The 17,735-nt window shown below is 68.8% G+C and carries 20 protein-coding genes; 9 read left to right on the top strand and 11 right to left on the bottom strand.

Features of this window, described 5'->3' with window-relative positions; all coding sequences use genetic code 11:
* Positions 1 to 17 precede the first annotated feature (17 nt).
* The 5 genes from AC3WLB_RS19685 to rpmB all read right to left on the bottom strand — a co-directional run bounded on the left by AC3WLB_RS19685 (position 18) and on the right by rpmB (position 3,316).
* Positions 18 to 1,982, bottom strand: coding sequence for a bifunctional copper resistance protein CopD/cytochrome c oxidase assembly protein (locus AC3WLB_RS19685; RefSeq protein WP_492508893.1), 1,965 nt, complete (start codon positions 1,980 to 1,982; stop codon positions 18 to 20).
* A gap of 230 nt (positions 1,983 to 2,212) precedes the next feature.
* On the bottom strand, positions 2,213 to 2,500 hold the full coding sequence (locus AC3WLB_RS19680) for an HU family DNA-binding protein (RefSeq protein ID WP_022897485.1): 288 nt from the start codon (positions 2,498 to 2,500) through the stop codon (positions 2,213 to 2,215).
* A gap of 104 nt (positions 2,501 to 2,604) precedes the next feature.
* A complete protein-coding gene (gene rpsN, locus AC3WLB_RS19675) occupies positions 2,605 to 2,910 on the bottom strand; it encodes a 30S ribosomal protein S14 (protein ID WP_022897486.1) in 306 nt (101 codons plus the stop codon).
* A 2-nt stretch (positions 2,911 to 2,912) separates the two neighbouring features.
* Positions 2,913 to 3,080, bottom strand: coding sequence for a 50S ribosomal protein L33 (rpmG, locus tag AC3WLB_RS19670; protein WP_022897487.1), 168 nt, complete (start codon positions 3,078 to 3,080; stop codon positions 2,913 to 2,915).
* Positions 3,080 to 3,316: a 50S ribosomal protein L28 gene (gene rpmB / locus AC3WLB_RS19665; RefSeq protein ID WP_022897488.1), complete on the bottom strand. Its 237-nt coding sequence runs from the start codon at positions 3,314 to 3,316 to the stop codon at positions 3,080 to 3,082. Before rpmB ends, rpmG begins: the two co-directional genes overlap by 1 nt.
* Before the next feature lie 178 nt (positions 3,317 to 3,494).
* Here rpmB and AC3WLB_RS19660 point away from each other — a divergent pair, with 178 nt between their 5' ends.
* The 4 genes from AC3WLB_RS19660 (at position 3,495) to AC3WLB_RS19645 (ending at position 6,447) form a co-directional block, all read left to right on the top strand.
* On the top strand, positions 3,495 to 4,070 hold the full coding sequence (locus tag AC3WLB_RS19660) for a TetR/AcrR family transcriptional regulator (protein ID WP_492508890.1): 576 nt from the start codon (positions 3,495 to 3,497) through the stop codon (positions 4,068 to 4,070).
* Positions 4,071 to 4,160: 90 nt separating this feature from the next.
* Positions 4,161 to 5,360 (top strand): ABC transporter permease, encoded by a 1,200-nt coding sequence (locus tag AC3WLB_RS19655; protein WP_492508888.1) that lies wholly within the window; start codon positions 4,161 to 4,163, stop codon positions 5,358 to 5,360.
* Complete coding sequence (locus tag AC3WLB_RS19650; RefSeq protein ID WP_492508886.1) at positions 5,357 to 6,046, top strand: ABC transporter ATP-binding protein; 690 nt, start codon at positions 5,357 to 5,359, stop codon at positions 6,044 to 6,046. The genes AC3WLB_RS19655 and AC3WLB_RS19650 overlap by 4 nt, the downstream gene beginning before the upstream one ends.
* A 38-nt stretch (positions 6,047 to 6,084) precedes the next feature.
* The gene (locus AC3WLB_RS19645; protein ID WP_492508884.1) at positions 6,085 to 6,447 is read left to right on the top strand and encodes a hypothetical protein; all 363 of its coding nucleotides are present in this window, start codon (positions 6,085 to 6,087) and stop codon (positions 6,445 to 6,447) included.
* Positions 6,448 to 6,466: 19 nt separating this feature from the next.
* Here the strand turns inward: AC3WLB_RS19645 and AC3WLB_RS19640 are convergent, their stop codons facing one another.
* The 6 genes from AC3WLB_RS19640 to AC3WLB_RS19615 form a co-directional block, all read right to left on the bottom strand.
* Positions 6,467 to 6,805, bottom strand: coding sequence for a Fur family transcriptional regulator (locus AC3WLB_RS19640; protein ID WP_051047981.1), 339 nt, complete (start codon positions 6,803 to 6,805; stop codon positions 6,467 to 6,469).
* 50 nt (positions 6,806 to 6,855) lie between these two features.
* Positions 6,856 to 7,755 carry a metal ABC transporter permease gene (locus tag AC3WLB_RS19635; protein ID WP_022897493.1) on the bottom strand — a complete coding sequence of 300 codons (900 nt, stop codon included), beginning with the start codon at positions 7,753 to 7,755 and terminating at the stop codon, positions 6,856 to 6,858.
* Positions 7,752 to 8,579, bottom strand: coding sequence for a metal ABC transporter ATP-binding protein (locus tag AC3WLB_RS19630; RefSeq protein ID WP_492508881.1), 828 nt, complete (start codon positions 8,577 to 8,579; stop codon positions 7,752 to 7,754). Before AC3WLB_RS19630 ends, AC3WLB_RS19635 begins: the two co-directional genes overlap by 4 nt.
* A 46-nt stretch (positions 8,580 to 8,625) precedes the next feature.
* Positions 8,626 to 9,546, bottom strand: coding sequence for a metal ABC transporter solute-binding protein, Zn/Mn family (locus AC3WLB_RS19625; protein WP_492508879.1), 921 nt, complete (start codon positions 9,544 to 9,546; stop codon positions 8,626 to 8,628).
* 72 nt (positions 9,547 to 9,618) lie between these two features.
* Positions 9,619 to 10,665: an ABC transporter ATP-binding protein gene (locus AC3WLB_RS19620; protein WP_492508877.1), complete on the bottom strand. Its 1,047-nt coding sequence runs from the start codon at positions 10,663 to 10,665 to the stop codon at positions 9,619 to 9,621.
* Positions 10,649 to 11,647, bottom strand: coding sequence for an ABC transporter ATP-binding protein (locus tag AC3WLB_RS19615; RefSeq protein WP_492509033.1), 999 nt, complete (start codon positions 11,645 to 11,647; stop codon positions 10,649 to 10,651). The genes AC3WLB_RS19620 and AC3WLB_RS19615 overlap by 17 nt, the downstream gene beginning before the upstream one ends.
* A 158-nt stretch (positions 11,648 to 11,805) precedes the next feature.
* Here AC3WLB_RS19615 and AC3WLB_RS19610 point away from each other — a divergent pair, with 158 nt between their 5' ends.
* Genes AC3WLB_RS19610 through AC3WLB_RS19590 form a run of 5 tightly spaced genes read left to right on the top strand, consistent with a single transcriptional unit; the run spans position 11,806 to position 17,721 of the window.
* Positions 11,806 to 13,014 carry a membrane dipeptidase gene (locus tag AC3WLB_RS19610; protein WP_022898417.1) on the top strand — a complete coding sequence of 403 codons (1,209 nt, stop codon included), beginning with the start codon at positions 11,806 to 11,808 and terminating at the stop codon, positions 13,012 to 13,014.
* Positions 13,011 to 14,627 carry an ABC transporter substrate-binding protein gene (locus AC3WLB_RS19605; protein WP_492508875.1) on the top strand — a complete coding sequence of 539 codons (1,617 nt, stop codon included), beginning with the start codon at positions 13,011 to 13,013 and terminating at the stop codon, positions 14,625 to 14,627. Before AC3WLB_RS19610 ends, AC3WLB_RS19605 begins: the two co-directional genes overlap by 4 nt.
* A 16-nt stretch (positions 14,628 to 14,643) precedes the next feature.
* Complete coding sequence (locus AC3WLB_RS19600) at positions 14,644 to 15,606, top strand: ABC transporter permease (RefSeq protein ID WP_492508873.1); 963 nt, start codon at positions 14,644 to 14,646, stop codon at positions 15,604 to 15,606.
* A complete protein-coding gene (locus AC3WLB_RS19595; protein WP_492508871.1) occupies positions 15,603 to 16,514 on the top strand; it encodes an ABC transporter permease in 912 nt (303 codons plus the stop codon). The genes AC3WLB_RS19600 and AC3WLB_RS19595 overlap by 4 nt, the downstream gene beginning before the upstream one ends.
* A 10-nt stretch (positions 16,515 to 16,524) precedes the next feature.
* Positions 16,525 to 17,721 (top strand): M24 family metallopeptidase, encoded by a 1,197-nt coding sequence (locus AC3WLB_RS19590; protein ID WP_492508869.1) that lies wholly within the window; start codon positions 16,525 to 16,527, stop codon positions 17,719 to 17,721.
* Positions 17,722 to 17,735 lie beyond the last annotated feature (14 nt).

Raw genomic sequence — 17,735 nt, 5'->3', positions numbered from 1 at the left:
CCGCCCCGCCCCGCCCGTCAGCGCGCGTCGCGGGCCGCGAGCTTCTCGAGCATGGCGTTGTACTCACCGAGCTCGGCCTCGCCGGTGCGGTCGGCGTTCCGGTCGCGCCGCTTGGTCTCCTTCTTGTCGCTGCGGCTCCACTGCACGGCCACGACGAGGGCCAGGATGAAGGTGGGGATCTCACCGATCGACCACGCGATGCCGCCGCCCGACTGCTGATCCTCGATCGCGCTCGGCCCCCAGTCGCGGCCGGTGGCGCCGAACCAGTCGGCGAGCAGCAGACCGGTGCCCTCCATCAGCGCCAATCCGAAGAAGGCGTGGAAGGCCATGGTCGCGAGCAGCAGCAACAACCGGAACGGGTACGGCAGCTTGTACGGCACCGGGTCGATGCCGATGAGCGCCTGCACGAACAGGTAGCCCACGATGAGGAAGTGGATGATCATCCACTCGTGCCCGATGTGGTCTTCGGTCGCCCAGCGGAACAGAGGGGTGTAGTAGAAGGCCACGAGGCTGGTGGCGAACAGCACGCCCGCGACGATCGGGTTCGCGATGACGGATGCGACGCGCGAGTGCACGGCGAGCAGGATCCACTCCCGCATGCCCCGCGTTCCGTCGTCGCGCTTGCGGATGGCTCTCAGCGCCAGCGTCACGGGCCCCGCGGGCACCAGCAGTAGCGGCACCGCCATGCTCAACGTCATGTGCCCGAACATGTGCATGCTGAACAGGTACTTCTCGTAGACGTTCAGTCCGCCGTTGGTGACGTAGAAGAGCAGCAGGAGCCCGGCGATCCAGAGCACGGTGCGGTACCACGGCCACCGGTCGCCTCGGCGGTGCAGGCGGATGACGCCCGCGAGGTAGAAGAAGATGCCGAAGCCGCAGACGAGAATCCAGATGAGGTCGAAGTTCCACTGGGTGAGGAACGTCGTCGGTGTGAGCTCGGGCGGCAGGGGGGAGCCGGTGAGGATCTCGGCGGGCGTCTGCACGGTGGGGACGGTCTCGGGCACCGGAGTGGCCGTGCGGGCCAGGGCCGCGGCGAATCCGGATGCGATGCCCATGAAGCCGAGTTCGGCCACGACGAGCCACCAGAAGTGCCGGCGCCGGCCCGTGTCGCCGAGCTTGCGGATGACGAAGCGGCGGTGCAGGGCACCGAACACACCGAGCGCGATCAGCGCTCCGACTTTCACCAGCACCAGCAGCCCGTAGGGCGTCAGCAGGCGGTCGAGCGAGCCGATGCGGAGTTCGGCGCTGACGTAGCCCGACGTCGCGACGACGATGAAACAGACGATGGCGACCGTGGAGTAGCGGGTGACGATGTCGATGAGCGCCGGGGTGTCGATCTGCCGGCTGAGCAGCGCGATCACGACCAGGCCGCCGAGCCACGCGGCCGCGAAGATGAGGTGGAGCCCGAGTGCGGTGATGGCGGCGTCGTGGCCGGTGGTACCGGCCGCGTGGCCCTGCTGCGCCATCGGGATGAGGGAGGCCACCGCGAGCAGCCCCACGAAGAACAGCGCCGTCTGGTTGCGCACGGCGAAGCAGAGCACGGTGACCACGGCGCCGATCAGGGTGGTCTGCAGCCACGCCTGGCCGAGGGCGATCTGGGTGAGGAACTGGCCGAGCCCCTGACTGAAGGTGTCGTCGAAGCTGAGGGCACGGGCGGTGACGCTGAGGTAGCTGAAGAAGCCGGTGAAGGCGGCGGCGATCGTGAACACGGCGGCCGAGCCGGCGGCGACGTCGAGGGCCCGACCGTAGGCGGGACTGGCGGGCGGGATGGCGAAGAGCACGAGGCCGATCGCCCCGATCATCCCCGAGGCCGCGAGGTTCACCAGCATCGTCGCGCTGGGCAGACCGAAGCGCACGACCGCACCCGGGTCCTGGAGCAGCTGCGGTGCGGCGCCGCCGCCGATCCCGAGCGCGATGAGCAGTGCCACGAACGCGACCACCACGAGCGTGGCGGGCCCAGCGATCCGGACGACTCTCAGCACCCGTCTACTTTACGCGCGCCACCCTGAGCGCCCGCCCCGCGCATCCGCCCCACCCGCCCCTCAACAACGACGGACTCTTACGCGAACGACGGACGTACCCTCCGTCGTTGGCGATGATCGAGGCCAATCCCCGTCGTTCCCGAACCGCGATGGGATGGCGCGGCGCGGCGGCGTCCGGGAACGACGAAGGGCGCCGACCGGAGTCGACGCCCTTCGAGGATGGTGCGGAGTTACTTGGCGGCAGCCTTCAGCTTGGAGCCGGCCGAGATCTTCACGGAGTGGCCCGCGGGGATCTCGATGGTGGCGCCGGTCTGCGGGTTGCGGCCGGTGCGAGCGGCGCGCGAGGTGCGCTCGACGGCGAGCCAGCCCGGGATGGTGACCTTGGTGCCCGAAGCGACCGAGTCGGCCAGCGTGGAGAAGAGAGCGTCAAGAACCTCGTTGACGGAAGCCTGCGTCTGGCCGGAAGCGGCGGCGACGGCTGCGACGAGCTCGGTCTTGTTGAGTGACTTGTCAGCCATTTAAGGTGTCCTCCTCGGACCTCTTCGCTACCGGAGTAGCACTTTTCGTGGAACGGTCCCGGCCGCGGGGGCCAGTTCGGTTGGTCGGTATGACCGTGGGTAACTTACCAGCTGGACTTCGTAATGCCCGGCAATTCGCCCCGGTGTGCCATGTCACGGAAGCGGACACGCGAGATGCCGAACTTCGTGAGCACACCGCGGGGGCGGCCGTCGACGGCGTCGCGGCTGCGCACCCGGATGGGCGAGGCGTTGCGGGGGAGCTTCTGCAGACCCAGGCGGGCCGCCTCGCGCTCCTCGTCGGTTGAGGTCGGGCTGACCAGTGCCTTCTTCAGCTCGAGGCGCTTGGCCGCGTACCGGTCGACGATCACCTTGCGCTGCTCGTTGCGCGCGATCTTGCTCTTCTTAGCCATGTTTACCGCTCCTCACGGAAATCGACGTGCTTGCGGATGACCGGGTCGTACTTCTTCAGCACGAGGCGGTCGGGGTCGTTGCGGCGGTTCTTCTTGGTCACGTAGGTGTAACCGGTGCCCGCCGTCGAACGGAGCTTGATGATGGGACGGACGTCCTGCTGCTTTGCCATTAGAGCTTCACTCCCTTAGCGAGCAGGTCCTTGACGACCGACTCGATTCCACGGGCATCGATGACCTTGATGCCCTTCGCCGACAGGGTCAGCGTCACGGTGCGGCGAAGCGAGGGCACGTAGTACTTCTTCTTCTGCACGTTCGGGTCGAAGCGGCGGTTCGTGCGCCGGTGCGAGTGCGAGATGTTGTGACCGAAGCCGGGTACGGCCCCTGTCACCTGGCAGACTGCTGCCATTGGTTCCTCCATTTGGTTACCGTGAGACGAGCGCCTCACCCAAGATGACTTGTCGGCAAGGTGCGCCATGTGGGCACCTCACAATGGGCGGAGGATTCCACCCAACCTGCCCATAGTAGACGACCGGTGCGTTCCCGCCAAATCGCAGGGCGGGTGGCTGCGGAGGCATAATGGCCCGATGCCGAAGATCAGCGCTCCCACCGTCGCGGAGCACCGCGTCGCCCAGCGGCAGGCGCTGATCGCCGCCGCCGAGGGTCTCATCGCCGAGAGTGGCGTCTCGGCCATCACCCCGCGGTCGGTCTGCGAGCGCGCGGGCCTCGCGCGCTCCACCTTCTACGAGTACTTCCCCTCGAAGGACGACCTGCTCGCCGCGATCGCGATGCAGGCGTTCGAGGCCTGGGCCGGTGAGCTCGAGGCCGCGATGGCAGCCGTCGCCCCGGGCCGCGAGCGACTGCACGCCTACGTCGAGGCGACCATCCGGATGACCGCCGACGGCAAGCACACCCTGGCCACCGGGTTGCAGCAGACCGACCTCTCGCCGAAGAGTCTCGACGCCATCATGGCCATGCATGACGCGCTCACCACCCCGCTCCGCACGCTCCTCGAGGAGCTGCAGGTGCCGGATGCGGCGGCCCAGGCCGCGCTCGTGCAGGGCATCGTCAATGCGGCCATGCGTCTCGTCGGGCACGGTCAGAGCACGTCGAGCGTGACGGCCCTCGTCACGCGCCTCCTCGACCAGGGGATCGCCCGCTAGCCGCCCGGATTTGGTCCCTCCGAACTTTTCGTGACACACTGTCGGTATCTTGCCGACGCGGTGTCGGTGACCTCCTGCCCTATCGCTGCGATGACGGGCGTTCAAAGCTTGAGTGCGCCCGCGTCGGTGCGCCTCGAGATCGGAGTCATGATGTTCCTTGCGTTGCGCGAACTACGGTTCGCCCGCGGGCGGTTCACCCTGATGGGTGTGGTGATCGCTCTCATCGCCGTCCTCGTCGTGCTGCTGTCGGGCTTGTCGTCGGGCCTCGTCAACGACGGCGTCTCCGGGCTCAAATCGATGACCGCCACCGCGTTCGCCTTCGACGAGGGCACCATCACCGACAACGCCTTCAGCCGGTCGCTCGTCGACGGCGAGCAGCTCGCCACCTGGCAGGAGGCGGAGGGCGTCGAGCAGGCCGAACCGATGGGCGTGTCGATCGTGAACGGCACGACCGACGGCGACCAGCAGGTCGACCTGACCTTATTCGGCATCGAACCGGGCGGGTTCCTCGAACCCGAGCTCTCGAGCGGCAGCCCTGTGGGCGCCAACCTCGGTGGCATCGTCGTCTCAGAGACGGCGAAGTCCGAGGGCCTCGATATCGGCACCGTGATCACCCTCGACCGGATCGGGCTCGAGCTGACCGTCGTCGGGTTCACCGAGGGCCAGTCCACCTTCGGACACGTGGATGTCGCGTACCTCCCGATCGACACCTGGCGCCTCATCGCCTCCAACACCGCCCAGCCGGGTGCGCCGACCGCGGCGGAGATCGCGGCCCTCGACTACGACTACTCCAGTGTCGTGGCACTCCGCACGCCGGCGAGCACCGACCTGGGCGCCATCGACGACGCGGCCGGCACGATGACGATGACGCGCACCGAGTCGTTCAACGCCTCACCCGGTTACGAGGCGGAGACGCTGACCCTCACCATGATCCAGGTGTTCCTCTACGCCATCTGCGCCCTGGTGGTCGGCGCCTTCTTCACGGTCTGGACCATTCAGCGCACCGGCGAGATCGCCATCCTCCGCGCGGTCGGCGCGTCGCGCGGCTACCTCCTGCGCGACAGCATCGCCCAGGCCGCCATCCTGCTCGTCGGCTTCACGGCGGTCGGAGTCGCCGCCGGGGTGGGCTTCGGTGCGATCATGCCCGACGCCATGCCGTTCGACCTGGAGGCCGGCCCGATCGCCGTCGCGAGCATCCTCACGGTCGTGCTCGGGCTCATCGGTGCCGTGCTGGCCGTCGTGCGGATCTCCCGAATCGATCCCCTCGCCGCCCTCGGAGGCCAACGATGAACACCGCCACCACGAGCCCCGCACTCGCCCTCGACATCCGCGACGCCAGCCTCGAACTCGGCGACGGAGACGCCCGCGTGCGGGCCCTCGACTCCGTCTGGCTCCAGGTGGAGCCGGGTGAGTTCGTCGCCATCGTCGGCCCCTCGGGCTCCGGCAAGTCGTCGCTGCTCGCCGTGGCCGGTGCACTCACGCACGCCGACTCCGGCACGGTGCGGGTGCACGGCACGGAACTCGGAGCGCTCAGCGGGAACGCCGCGGCGCGGTTCCGGCGCGACACGATCGGCTTCGTGTTCCAGTCGGGAAACCTCATTCCCGCACTCACCGCGGCCGACCAGCTCCGCCTGGTGGGCCGGCTGGCCGGCAACCGTGCCGTCGACCCGGCTCCGCTCCTGAAAGCGGTCGGGATGTCCGCCCGCGCCGACCATCGACCGGGACAGCTCTCCGGCGGCGAACGCCAGCGGGTCGGCATCGCCCGCGCACTGGTGAACGCCCCCACCCTCCTGCTGGTCGACGAGCCGACGGCGGCGCTGGATCGCGCCCGCAGCCACGAGGTGGTGCGGGTTCTCGCCGAGCAGGCGCACGAGTCGAACGTCGCCGTCGTCATGGTCACCCACGACCACGACGTGCTGGAGCACTGCGACCGGGTGCTCGAGATGGTCGACGGCCGACTCTCGCCCGCAGCCTGACCCGACCCCCACCCCATCCGCCTGGAGGCATCGAACACATGGAAATCCTGAAGAACATCGTCCTCGCTCTGCACATCATCGGCGTCGCCAGCCTGTTGGGCGGTGTCCTGGTGCAGATCCCGGCGATGCGCACCGGCAAGGCCCGCGTCATCCCGGCCATCCTGCACGGCGCGTGGGTGATGCTCGCGACCGGGCTCCTTCTCGTGGGCCTCCAGTATCCGCTCGGCCACTCGGTCGACAACGCGAAGATCGCCGTGAAGCTCGTCATCCTGATCGCGATCCTCGTCATCGCGCTCGTCTACCGCAAGCGGAGCACGCTCGCCTCCTGGGTGCTGCCCGTGCTCGGCGTGCTCACGGTCGCGAACATCGTCATCGCGACGGTCTGGAAGCCCTACAACTGAGCCGCGGCGGCCGGCCGCGTCAGTGCGCGGCCGGTGGCACGCAGGCCGAGCAGAAGCCGAAGATGTCGACCACGTGCTCCGGTCGCGAGAACCCGTGCAGCGCCGCGGTCTTCTGCGCCCACGACTCCACCTCGTCGGCCTCGATCTCGACCGTGAGCCCGCAGCTGCGGCAGATCAAGTGGTGATGGTGCACCATCGAGCAGGCGCGGTAGAGCGCCTCGCCCTCGGGCGACTGCAACGAGTCGGCTTCGCCCTCCTGCGCCAGGTCGGCGAGCGCGCGGTACACCGTCGCCAGCCCGATCTGCGAACCGGTGCCCTTGAGCGACGAGTGCAGGCTCTGCGCGCTGACGAAGCCCATCTGGGTGCCGAGCGCGCTGCGCACGGCTTCACGCTGCCAGGTGTTCCGCTTCACGACCGCTCCGCCTCTCTCACCGTCAAGGGTAGTCCCGTCGACTGAGTCCTCCCCGAGCCGGCGCCGCGCCGCCACGCGATCACACGGCACACCACGTAGATCGCGAACGAGATGGTGGTGACGTAGGGGCTGATCGGAACGGATGCGCCGAGCGCCAGCAGGATTCCGCCGACGAGCGACAGCACCGCGAACAGGGTGCTGAGCAGCGGCACCAGCACGGGCGACTTCGACAGGCGCAGCGCTGCGGCGGCCGGCGTGACGAGCACCGACAGCACGAGCAGCGACCCCACGATCTGCACCGACACCGCCACCGCGAGCCCGAGCAGGAGCATGAAGACGATCGAGAGCCCGCGCACCGGCACCCCGCGGGCCGCCGCGACATCCGCGTCCACGCTGGCGAAGGTGAGCGGCCGCCAGACGAGCAGCAGCCCGAGCACCACCACGATCGAGATCGCGATGAGCGAGTTCAGCCGCGGGTCGTCGACCGCCACGATCTGCCCGGTGAGCAGCCCGAACTTGTTGGCCGAGCGGCCCGGGTACAGCGACAGGCACAGGATGCCGAGGCCCAGCCCGAACGGCATCAGCACCGCGATGATGGAGTTGCGGTCGCGCGCCCGGGTGCCGAGCAGCCCGATGAGCAGTGCCGCGACGAGCGAGCCCGCGATCGACCCCTCCACCACACCCACGCCGAAGAGCAGGCCGGCGGCCGCGCCGGCGAACGAGAGCTCGCTGATGCCGTGCACGGCGAACGCCATGTCGCGCGACATGACGAACACCCCGATCAGCCCGCCGACCACCCCGAGCACCGCACCGGCGATGATGGAGTTCTGCAGCAGCACCACGAGTTCGCCGTAGTTGGCGAAGTTGAAGATCTCGCCCCAGAAGTCGCCGCTCACGGCAGACCCTCCAGTCGGTGCACCGGATGCTCGGCGTGCTCCGGATGCTCGGCCGCGACATCCGGCGCCCCCACCACGATCACGCGGCCATGCGTGCGGATGACGTCGACGTGCGAGCCGTACAGCTCGCTCAGCACCTCGGAGCGCAGCACCTCCGAAGGCGTGCCGATGCGGAACCCGCCGCCGGCGAGGTAGAGCACCCGGTCGACCATGTCGAGGATGGGGTTGATGTCGTGGGTGACGAACAGCACGCCGAAGTCGCGCTCCCGCCGCTGCCGGTCGATGAGCTCGCTCACCGCCCGCTGGTGGGTGAGGTCGAGTGAGAGCAGCGGCTCGTCGCAGAGCAGCAGCCGCGGCTCGCCCGCGAGCGCCTGCCCGATGCGCACGCGCTGCTGCTCACCGCCGGAGAGGGTCGAGACGCCGACGTTCGCGTAGTCGGTGGCGCCGACCGCGGCGAGCAGGGCGTCGACCTCCCGCCGGCGGGCGGCGGAGGGCAGCGGCACGCCCCAGCGGTGGCCGGAGAGGCCGAGCGCCACCAGGTCGCGGGCGCGCAACGGCACCCCGTCGTCGGCGAGCTTCTGCTGCGGCACGTAGCCGATGCGCCGATCGCCGCGCCGGCCGGGTGCCCCGAGGAAGGTGACGCTGCCGCCCGAGAGCTTCTGCTGCCCGAGGATGACCTTGAGCAGGCTCGACTTGCCGGAGCCGTTCGATCCGAGCACGGCGATGAACTCGCCGGGCGCGACGTCGAGGTCGAGCCCCGACCACAGCGTGCGTGGTCCGAACGACAAGCGCGCGTCGCGAAGCGTCAGCACCGGATCGGTCACCGTCACACCCTACTGCTCGCCCGCACGCGCCCCGCCGCCGGTCGCACTACTGCGCCAGGGCGGTGGACACGGCGTCGAGGTTCGCCTTCATCCAGCCGAAGTAGTCCACCCCGTCCGGCAGCGTCTCGGTGACGCCCACCACGGGGATGCCGTTCTTCTTCGCGGCCTCGATCACCGCATCCGTCTGCGGGCCCCCGGTCTGCTCGTTGTAGACCAGCAGCTTCACCGCATGGGTGTCGAAGAGGTCGAGGGTCTCCTGCAGGACGGTCGGCGGCACGTCGGTGTCTTCTTCGATCGCCTCGCTGAACGCATCCGGCGTGCGGTTCGTGAGGCCCGCCGCCTCGAGCAGGTAGAGCGGAACCGGCTCGGTGACGGCCACCCCGGTGCCGGCGTACTTCGCCTCGAGGTCGGTCTCCGCGGCCTCGAGCGTCGCCAGCTGCGCCTTGACGCTCTCGCCGTTGGCCTGGAACACGGATGCGTCGCCGGCGTCGAGCGCGGAGAGCTCGGCCACGAGCGCGTCGACCAGCTTCGTCATGGTGGGGAAGTCGTACCAGAGGTGTTCGTTGAACTCGCCGTCGGCCGGGTTCTGGTCGTAGCCGGAGAGATCGGCCACGTTCAGCACGGTCGCGTCGGAGTTCTTGGCCGCCGAGAGCATGGTGCCGACGAAGTCGTCGTAGCCGCCGCCGTTCTCGATGACGATCTGCGCCTTCGAGAGCGAGAGCTGGTTCTGGCCGTCGGCCTGGTACTCGTGCGGGTCTTTGTCGGGGCTGTCGATGATGGCGGTGACGTCGGCGAACTCGCCGCCCACCGCCTCCGCGAGTGAGCCGTAGACGTTGGTGGAGGCGACGATGCTGACGCCCTCGCTCGCATCCGCGGTGTCGGCGGAGGATCCGGCCGAGCAGCCGGCGAGGCCGAGCGAGAGCACGACCGAAGCCGCGAGGAGGGTGGGGAGGACGTGTCGTTTCACGTGATGCCTGTCTAAGTCGGGGACGGCTCCACGTTAGCTAATTGATAATGATTTTCAAAATCAGCGACAGCCTCAGACCACGGCCTCGGCGAGCGCCTGCTCGGCATGGTGGCAGGCCACCTCGCGGAGGGCGAGCGCGCGCAGGGGCGGCTGCTCGGTGCGGCACTCGTCGGTGGCGAGCCAGCACCGCGGGTTGAACCGGCAGCCGGCGGGCGGGTTCACGGGCGAGGGCGGCTCGCCGCCCAGCACGCGGCGGCAGGAGAGCTTGCCGCGATCCGCGCGGCTGTGCGACGGCGTGGCCGAGAGCAGGGCCTGGGTGTACGGATGTGCGGGCCGGTCGTACACGACCTCCGTGTCGCCCTCCTCCGCGATCCGCCCGAGGTACATCACGCCCACCCGGTCGGCGATGTGGCGCACGACGGACAAGTCGTGTGCGATGAACAGGATCGCCACACCCAGTCGCTTCTGCAAGTCGGCGAGCAGGTTGATCACCTGCGCCTGCACCGAGACGTCGAGCGCGGAGACGGCTTCGTCGCAGACCAGCACGTCGGGGTCGAGCGCGAGCGCCCGGGCGATGCCGATGCGCTGGCGCTGCCCGCCGGAGAACTGGTGCGGGTAGCGCGACATCATGTCGGGCGCGAGCCCCACGAGCCCGAGGAGTTCCGCCACCCGTGCGCGCCGTGCCGCGGCGGGCGCCGACCGCGTTGCGGCCATCGGCTCCGCGATGATGTCGCCCACGTTCATCCTCGGATCGAGCGAGGTGTACGGGTCCTGGAAGATCATCTGCACGCCCGTGCGCAACAGGCGGCGGTCGGCGGCCCGGCCGCGCGTCACATCCGTGCCGTGGTAGCGGAGCGTTCCGCCGTCGGGCTTCTCGAGGCCGACGAGCATGCGGGCGAGCGTCGATTTGCCGCAGCCCGACTCGCCCACGATGCCCAGGGTCTCGCCGGCGTGCAGGGTGAGGCTCACGCCGTCGACGGCGGACACGTGGGTGGGCCGGAGGCGCGAGCCGCCGGTGAAGGTGCGGCGGAGGTCGGTGGCCTCGAGCACGACGCGGGGAGCGGGGGCGTCGGCGGCCGATGCCCCCGGCGCGTCCGCGACATCAGCTGACGAGTTCATGCAGCAGCTCCTCCGATCGGTGGCAGGCGGATGCGCGACCCGCCGCCACGAGCACGAGCGGCGGCCGCTCGGTGCGGCAGATCTCGATGGCCATCTGGCAGCGCGGATTGAACGAGCAGCCGGGCGGGGTCTGGGCGGGGCTCGGCGGGGAGCCCGGGATTGTGAGGAGATCGTGTCCGCGCGCCGCCGCATCCGGAACCGAGCGCAGCAGGGCCTGGGTGTACGGATGCGCGGGCAGGTCGAGCACGGTGTCGGCGTCGCCCCGCTCCACGATGCGGCCCGCGTACATCACGGCGAGCCGGTCGGCGACCTCCATCACCACGCCGAGGTCATGGGTGATGAGCAGGATGCCCATGCCGAGCTGGTCGCGCAACCGCCCGAGCAGGTCGAGGATCTGCGCCTGCACCGTGACGTCGAGCGCGGTGGTGGGTTCGTCGGCGATGAGCATCTCGGGTTCGAGCGCGATGGCCATGGCGATCAGGATGCGTTGGCGCATCCCGCCGGAGAACTGGTGCGGGTAGTCGTCGACCCGGTTCGCGGGCGCGGGGATGCCGACGAGGCCGAGCAGCTCGATCGCGGCCGCCCGCGCCTGTTTGCGGGTCGCCCCGCGATGCACCCGGAACAGCTCACCGATCTGGTTGCCGATGGTCATCACCGGGTTGAGGGCGGAGAGTGCATCCTGCAGCACCAGGCTCATGCGCTCGCCGCGCATCAATCGGCGCTCCTCTTCGGAGAGGGTCAGGAGATCGGTGCCGGCCACCACGAGCTCGGCGGCCGAGACCCGGGTGTACTCGTCGGTGAGCCCCATGACGGCACGGGCGGTCACCGACTTGCCGGAGCCGGACTCCCCGAGCAGCGCCACGAACTCGCCCCGCGCGACGTCGAGGTCGACGTTGCGCACGGCGTGCACCTCGCGCCCGCCGCCGGTGAAGGTCACGGTGAGGTCGCGCACCCGCAGAGCGTCGGTGCCGGCCGGGTTCATCTCGTCTGCCACCCCTCCATCATCTCCTGTCTTCGTTACCGAATTGTTTCAAACATGCTAAATCGGTGCCGATTTGACTCATTCGTGTTGACAAACTTGCCGGAAATCAAGGATGTTGTCTACAGCAACGCCGAACATTCCCAAGAAAAGGAGATCACGTGCTTGATCCCGCCCCGGCCTATCAGGGCTACACCGCCTACGACTACCTGGAAGCAGGCAAGGACTACAAGGAGTTCACCTACGCCAAGCAGATCGGCCGCGTGCCGGCATACCAGGGCCTGGGGCTGAGCGCCGCCCAGGAGGAGCGCACCCGCACCCTGCTGGCCGAGGAGACGGTCATCTCGCTGCACGACCACGTGCAGGTGTTCCCCGAGGACATGACGCAGCTGCGCGAGCACATCCGCCAGGGCCGCGAACCAACGGGCTACGAGGGCCTCTCGCGCTCGGGCATCACCGCCGTCTTCGACAACGGGATGGACGGCACCTGCTGCATCTCCAGCGACGCCGGCTGGAAGTACCAGGACGTGCTGTTCGACCTGGGCGTGCGGATGGCCGACCTCGCCCACCAGGACTTCGTGATCAAGGCCGAGTCGGTGAAGGACATCGAGCGCGCGAAGGCCGAGGGCAAGGTCGCCCACGTGTTCGCCCTCGAGGCCGCGACGATGATCGAGAACGAGGTCGACCGGCTCGACGTGCTGTACGGCTTCGGCGTGCGCCAGATGGGCATCGCCTACTCCGAGCAGAACACGCTGGGCTCGGGCCTCAAGGAGCGCGGCGACGGCGGGCTCACCTACTTCGGCGAGCGCGCCGTGGAGCGGATGAACAAGCTCGGCATCGCGATCGACATCTCGCACTCCGGCGACCAGACCTGCCTCGACGTGATCAAGGCGTCCACGATGCCCGTGTTCATCACGCACGCCGGCGCCCGCGGGCTCTGGCCGACCAACCGGATGAAGACCGACGAGACGATCATCGAGTGCGCCCGCCGCGGCGGCGTGATCGGCATCGAAGCCGCCCCGCACACCACGCTCTCGCCGGCGCATCCGTCGCACTCGCTCGAGTCGGTGATGGACCACTTCCAGTACTGCGTCGACCTGGTGGGTCTCGAGCACGTGAGCTTCGGACCTGACACGCTGTTCGGAGACCACGTGGGGTTGCACCACGCCTTCTCGTCGAACCTCTCGATCAGCCAGGCGCACGGACACGTCGAGTACGAGGAAGTGGAATACGTCGACGGCATCGAGAACCCGGCCGAGGAGTTCTACAACATCATCGGCTGGCTCGTGAAGCACAACTACTCGGACGACGAAATCCGCGCCGTCGTCGGAGGCAACACCATGCGGGTCCTGAAGGAGGTATGGGTGTGAAACACACACGAAGTCTGGCCATCGCGACGCTCGCAGCAAGCGTCGCCCTCGCCCTGAGCGCCTGCGCGCCCTCGGCTCCCCCCGAGTCCACGAGCACGGCGGCCGCAGGCACCGACACGCTCACCATCGCGACGACGACGGATGTGGTGAACTACAACCCGCTGATCGGCAACAGCCGCAGCGACTACTGGATCACCAACCTGATGTACCCGCACCTGATGTCGATCGACGACACCGGCAAGAAGACGCCGGAGCTCGCCAAGGAATGGGGCTACGTCGACGACACCACGGGGTACTACGAGATCCGCGACGACATGACCTGGAGCGACGGCGAGCCCGTCACCGCCGAAGACGTGGCCTGGACCATGAACGCGGTGAAGAAGGATGCGCCGTCCGGCACCTTCTACGGCCAGCTCGCGAACTTCGAGTCGGCCACCGCGGTCTCCGACACCCGCGTCGAGGTGAAGCTCACCCAGCCCGACTCGTCGATCATCGAGGAGATCGGGTTCTGGGGCAACGTCGTGCCGAAGCACGTGTTCGAGAAGGCGGCCTCGGTGGCCGAGTTCCCGAACGACGGATCGGACGGCGGCTGGGTGGGCGCCGGCCCCTTCACGCTGCAGAAGGTGCAGGTCGGTCAGAGCTACGAGCTCGACCGGGTGGAGGACTACCCACTGGTCGAGGGTGGCACGCCCATCCCCGCCAAGGTCGTCTACCGCGTGTTCCCCGACGTCAACACCGAGATCCTGGCGCTGCAGAGCGGCGAGGTCGACGCCATCGCGAACGCGCTGCCCCCGGCACAGGTCGAGCAGCTGAAGAGCTCGCCCGGCATCACGGTCGAAGAGGTCACCGGCCTCGGCTACGCGCACATGACCTACAACATGAACAACCCGGATCTGGCGAAGGTCGAGGTGCGCCAAGCTCTCGCCCACGCCGTCGACTACGACGCGATCCGCACGGTCGTGCTGCAGGGTCAGGCCGTCTCCACCGGATCGAGCCCGTTGATGCCCGTGCTGAGCGACTACTACGACGACTCGCTCACCGAGTACGAGTTCGACACCGACAAGGCGCGGGACCTGATGGAGAAAGCCGGTTACACGGCCGACTCCAACGGCAACTTCCCGGTCTCCTTCCGGCTGATCTACTCGTTGCAGGACAGCGTGACCAGCCAATGGGCGCAACTCGTGAAGGACTCGGCCGCCCAGGCCGGCATCACCATCGAGCTGCAGGGCACCGAACGCAACACGTACCTGGCGCAGACCAACAAGGGCGACTTCGACATCTACGCCGGCAACTTCGCCATCATGGACGACCCGGTGACGAACTTCACCCTCGCGTACCTGCCGGGCGGCGCGATCAACTACACCTACGTCGACGACCCGCAGCTGAACGATCTCATCGCCAAGGCCGCGGTCACGAGCGACCAGGACGAGAAGATCGACATCATGCGCCAGGCGGCGAAGATCGTGCACGACAACGTCTACGACAACATCATGTACACACAGAATCTGTACTTCGCGCACAGCGACAAGTGGGACGGATTCATCACCCAGCCGAGTGAGCTGCTGTCGATCGTGAACCCCGAGTCACTCGCCAGCGCCCACAAGGTGAACTAGCAGGAGGGCAGCTCGCGTGCCTCGTTCGTCATTCATCCTCCGGCGCCTCGGCAGGGCCGTGTTCACGATCTGGTTCGCCGTGACCGTGACCTTCCTCCTGCTGCGGCTGCTCCCCGGAGACCCGGCACTGGCGGTCGCCAGTCCGAACATGACGGACGACGCGCGGGCTGCCCTGCTCACCCAGTACGGGCTCGACAAGCCCCTGATCGTGCAGTACGGCCTGTACCTCGTGCAGCTCGTGCAGGGCAACTTCGGGGTCTCCTTCACGCAGTCCGTCCCGGTGATGGACGTGCTGCTGCAGCGCCTGCCCTGGACGCTGCTGCTCACCGTGACGGCGCTCGTGCTCACCACCGCCATCGGCATCCCGCTCGGCGTGCTCGCCGCCTCCAAGCGCGGCGGCGTGCTCGACAAGATCGTGCAGGTCATCGGAGTCACCGGGCAGTCGATCTTCGTGCCCTCGATCGGCGTGCTGCTGCTGTTCGTGTTCGGTCTCACCCTCCGCTGGCTGCCGATCGGCGGGGCCTACGACACGGATGCCTACGGCGCGGCCTGGTACGGCAGCGTCGCCTCCCACCTGGTGCTGCCCGCGGTCTCGCTGATGCTGATCCAGCTGGGCTCCTACGTGCTCACCATGCGCTCGACCCTGATCGACGCGCTGGGCGAGGACTACGTGACGCTCGCGAAGGCCAACGGGCTGCCCTACCGGCGCATCCTCTGGAAGCACGCGCTCCGCAACGCGCTGCTGCCCACCACGACCCTCATCGGCCTCCAACTCGGCTTCCTGGTGGGCGGTGCCGTGCTCACCGAGACCGTCTTCGCGTACCCAGGCATCGGCCGAGGCATCTACGAGGCCGTGACCCAGCTCGACTTCCCGGTGCTGCAGGGGGCGTTCCTGCTCCTGGCGATCACCGTGGTGCTCGCCAACATGCTCACCGACATCGTCTACGGATTCCTCGACCCCCGGGTGAAGACATCATGACCTCTCTCGAATTCGACCCGGCCGCAACCGTCGGGCTCTCCAGCGCCGCCGAACCGGTCGCCACCGAGAACGGGCGGGCGGGCCTGGCCACCTGGCGGGTGTTCCGCAAGGAGCCGCTCGGCATCATCTCGCTGGTCATCCTGGCCCTGCTCGTGGTGGTCGCGGTCGCAGCGCCGTTGCTCGCGCCCTATCCGGCCAGCTACGGCAGCGACGTGCTCAAGCCGCCGAGTCTCCAGTACGTCTTCGGCACCGACTCGCTCGGGCGCGACGTGCTCGGCGAGGTGATCTGGGGAACGCAGCAGAGCCTGCTCGTGGCGGTCTCCGCATCCGTCATCGCCATCGCCTTCGGCACGCTCGTCGCCGTGCTCGGCGCCTACTTCAAGAAGCTCGACGGCTTCATCAGCATCATCGTCGACCTGACGCTGTCGCTCCCCGTGCTGCCCCTGATGATCCTGATCGCCGCCCTGATCGGGCCGAGCACCGGCACCATCATCGGCGTGGTGGCCGCGTTCTCCTGGCCCGAGGTCACCCGGCTGGTGCGCTCCCAGGCGCTCACCGTGGTGAACCTGCCCTACGTCGACGCGGCCCGGCTGATGACGACGTCGCCCTTGTGGATCCTCTCGCGGCACGTCGTGCCCGCCGTCACCCCGGTCATCGTGGTCTCGGTCGTGGTCACCGCCTCCCGCGCGGTGCTCTCGGCGGCAGGGCTGGCCTTCCTCGGGCTCGGCGACCCGACCACCTGGTCGTGGGGGCGCATCCTGTACGAGGCGCAGCAGTCGGGTGCCATGTCGAGCGCGTGGTGGCTCACGCTCTTCCCCTCGATCGCCATCCTCCTCCTCGTCCTCTCGGCGACCCTGCTGTCGATCGCCTACAACGACGCGCGCAACCCGCGCAACCGAGCCCGCTAGGAGCATGCCCGTGACCGACCTCGCCCCCCGTTTCCGGCAGCCCCTCGAGCCCGCGTTCTTCGAGGGGGTGCAGCAGCGCGTGCGCGCGCAGCTGGCGTCGGAGGGTTTCGACGCTCTCCTCACCGACCAGACCGAGGACGTCGCGTACCTCACCGGCTTCTTCCACCACCCCTCCGAGCGGCCCGTCGCCGTCTGGCTCGACGCCGACGGCCGGTGCGTGCTGATGACGCCGGAGCTCGAACGCGAGAACGCACTGCGGCAGGATGCGCGGGCCGAGATCGTCTCCTACGCCGAGTTCCCGGGGGTCGAGGCGCCGTTCGCGTCGCTGGCCGCCGTCGTCGGAAGCGGCTCCCGGATGCGCGTGGGCTTCACCACGCAGATGACCAACGAGCGGCAGACCGCGGCCATGAGCCAGCTGCCCGACGCGACCTTCGCCGCGACCACGCTCGTCACCCGCGCCCGCTACCGCAAGTCGCCCGAGGAGATCGCGTTGCACCGCGAGGCGGCGCGCATCACCGACGTGATGCTGTCGGCGGGGGTGGCGCTCGTGCAGGAGGCGATCGCCGCGGGCGGTGCGCTGCCGAGCGAGTCGGAGCTGGCCTCCCACGTCACGGGCACGGGGGTGCGCACGATGTACGCCGAGCATGACGACGTGATCGTGGTGTCGCCCCTGGCCGGCGGGCTGGTGTACGCCGGGGCGAACTCCGCCTTCCCGCACGGACTGCCCTCGGGCTACCGGCTGCAGGACGGCGACACCTTCATGCTCTCCCTCGGCTGCGCCGTGGGCGGCCGCTTCGTGGAGGGCGAGCGCACCTTCGTGCTCGGCACGCCGACGGCGGAGCAGCGGCGGTACCACGACACCGTGCGCCGGGCGCAGGAGATCGGCGGGGCCGCCATCAGGCCCGGAGCGGAGTGCCGCGAGGCCAATGCGACCTGTCTCGCCGTGATCGAGGACGCCGGGCTCGGCCAGTACATCCGGCACCGGCAGGGGCACGGCATCGGGCTCGGGATGCACGAGCCGCCGTGGCTCGAGGCCGGCGACGCCACCCTGCTGGAGCCCGGCATGGTCGTGTCGAACGAGCCGGGAATCTACATCCCCGGCCACGCCGGCTACCGCATCAGCGACAGCATGCTGGTGACCGAGACCGGGTCCGAGCCCCTCACGGCGTTCCCCCGCGGGCTCGACGACTGCACCATCGCGCTGTAGCACCACCAGAACCA

Source organism: Herbiconiux sp. FW305-C-125 (assembly GCF_058783455.1).
This window is presented reverse-complemented; position numbering and strand designations above follow the sequence as displayed.

Bases quoted from the DNA above. Each gene is read 5' to 3' on its own strand.
- AC3WLB_RS19680 (WP_022897485.1), bottom strand. From the start codon at position 2,500: ATGGCTGACAAGTCACTCAACAAGACCGAGCTCGTCGCAGCCGTCGCC.
- rpsN (WP_022897486.1), bottom strand. From the start codon at position 2,910: ATGGCTAAGAAGAGCAAGATCGCGCGCAACGAGCAGCGCAAGGTGATC.
- rpmG (WP_022897487.1), bottom strand. From the start codon at position 3,080: ATGGCAAAGCAGCAGGACGTCCGTCCCATCATCAAGCTCCGTTCGACG.
- rpmB (WP_022897488.1), bottom strand. From the start codon at position 3,316: ATGGCAGCAGTCTGCCAGGTGACAGGGGCCGTACCCGGCTTCGGTCAC.
- AC3WLB_RS19660 (WP_492508890.1), top strand. From the start codon at position 3,495: ATGCCGAAGATCAGCGCTCCCACCGTCGCGGAGCACCGCGTCGCCCAG.
- AC3WLB_RS19655 (WP_492508888.1), top strand. From the start codon at position 4,161: ATGACGGGCGTTCAAAGCTTGAGTGCGCCCGCGTCGGTGCGCCTCGAG.
- AC3WLB_RS19650 (WP_492508886.1), top strand. From the start codon at position 5,357: ATGAACACCGCCACCACGAGCCCCGCACTCGCCCTCGACATCCGCGAC.
- AC3WLB_RS19645 (WP_492508884.1), top strand. From the start codon at position 6,085: ATGGAAATCCTGAAGAACATCGTCCTCGCTCTGCACATCATCGGCGTC.
- AC3WLB_RS19640 (WP_051047981.1), bottom strand. From the start codon at position 6,805: ATGGGCTTCGTCAGCGCGCAGAGCCTGCACTCGTCGCTCAAGGGCACC.
- AC3WLB_RS19620 (WP_492508877.1), bottom strand. From the start codon at position 10,665: ATGAACTCGTCAGCTGATGTCGCGGACGCGCCGGGGGCATCGGCCGCC.
- AC3WLB_RS19615 (WP_492509033.1), bottom strand. From the start codon at position 11,647: ATGAACCCGGCCGGCACCGACGCTCTGCGGGTGCGCGACCTCACCGTG.
- AC3WLB_RS19595 (WP_492508871.1), top strand. From the start codon at position 15,603: ATGACCTCTCTCGAATTCGACCCGGCCGCAACCGTCGGGCTCTCCAGC.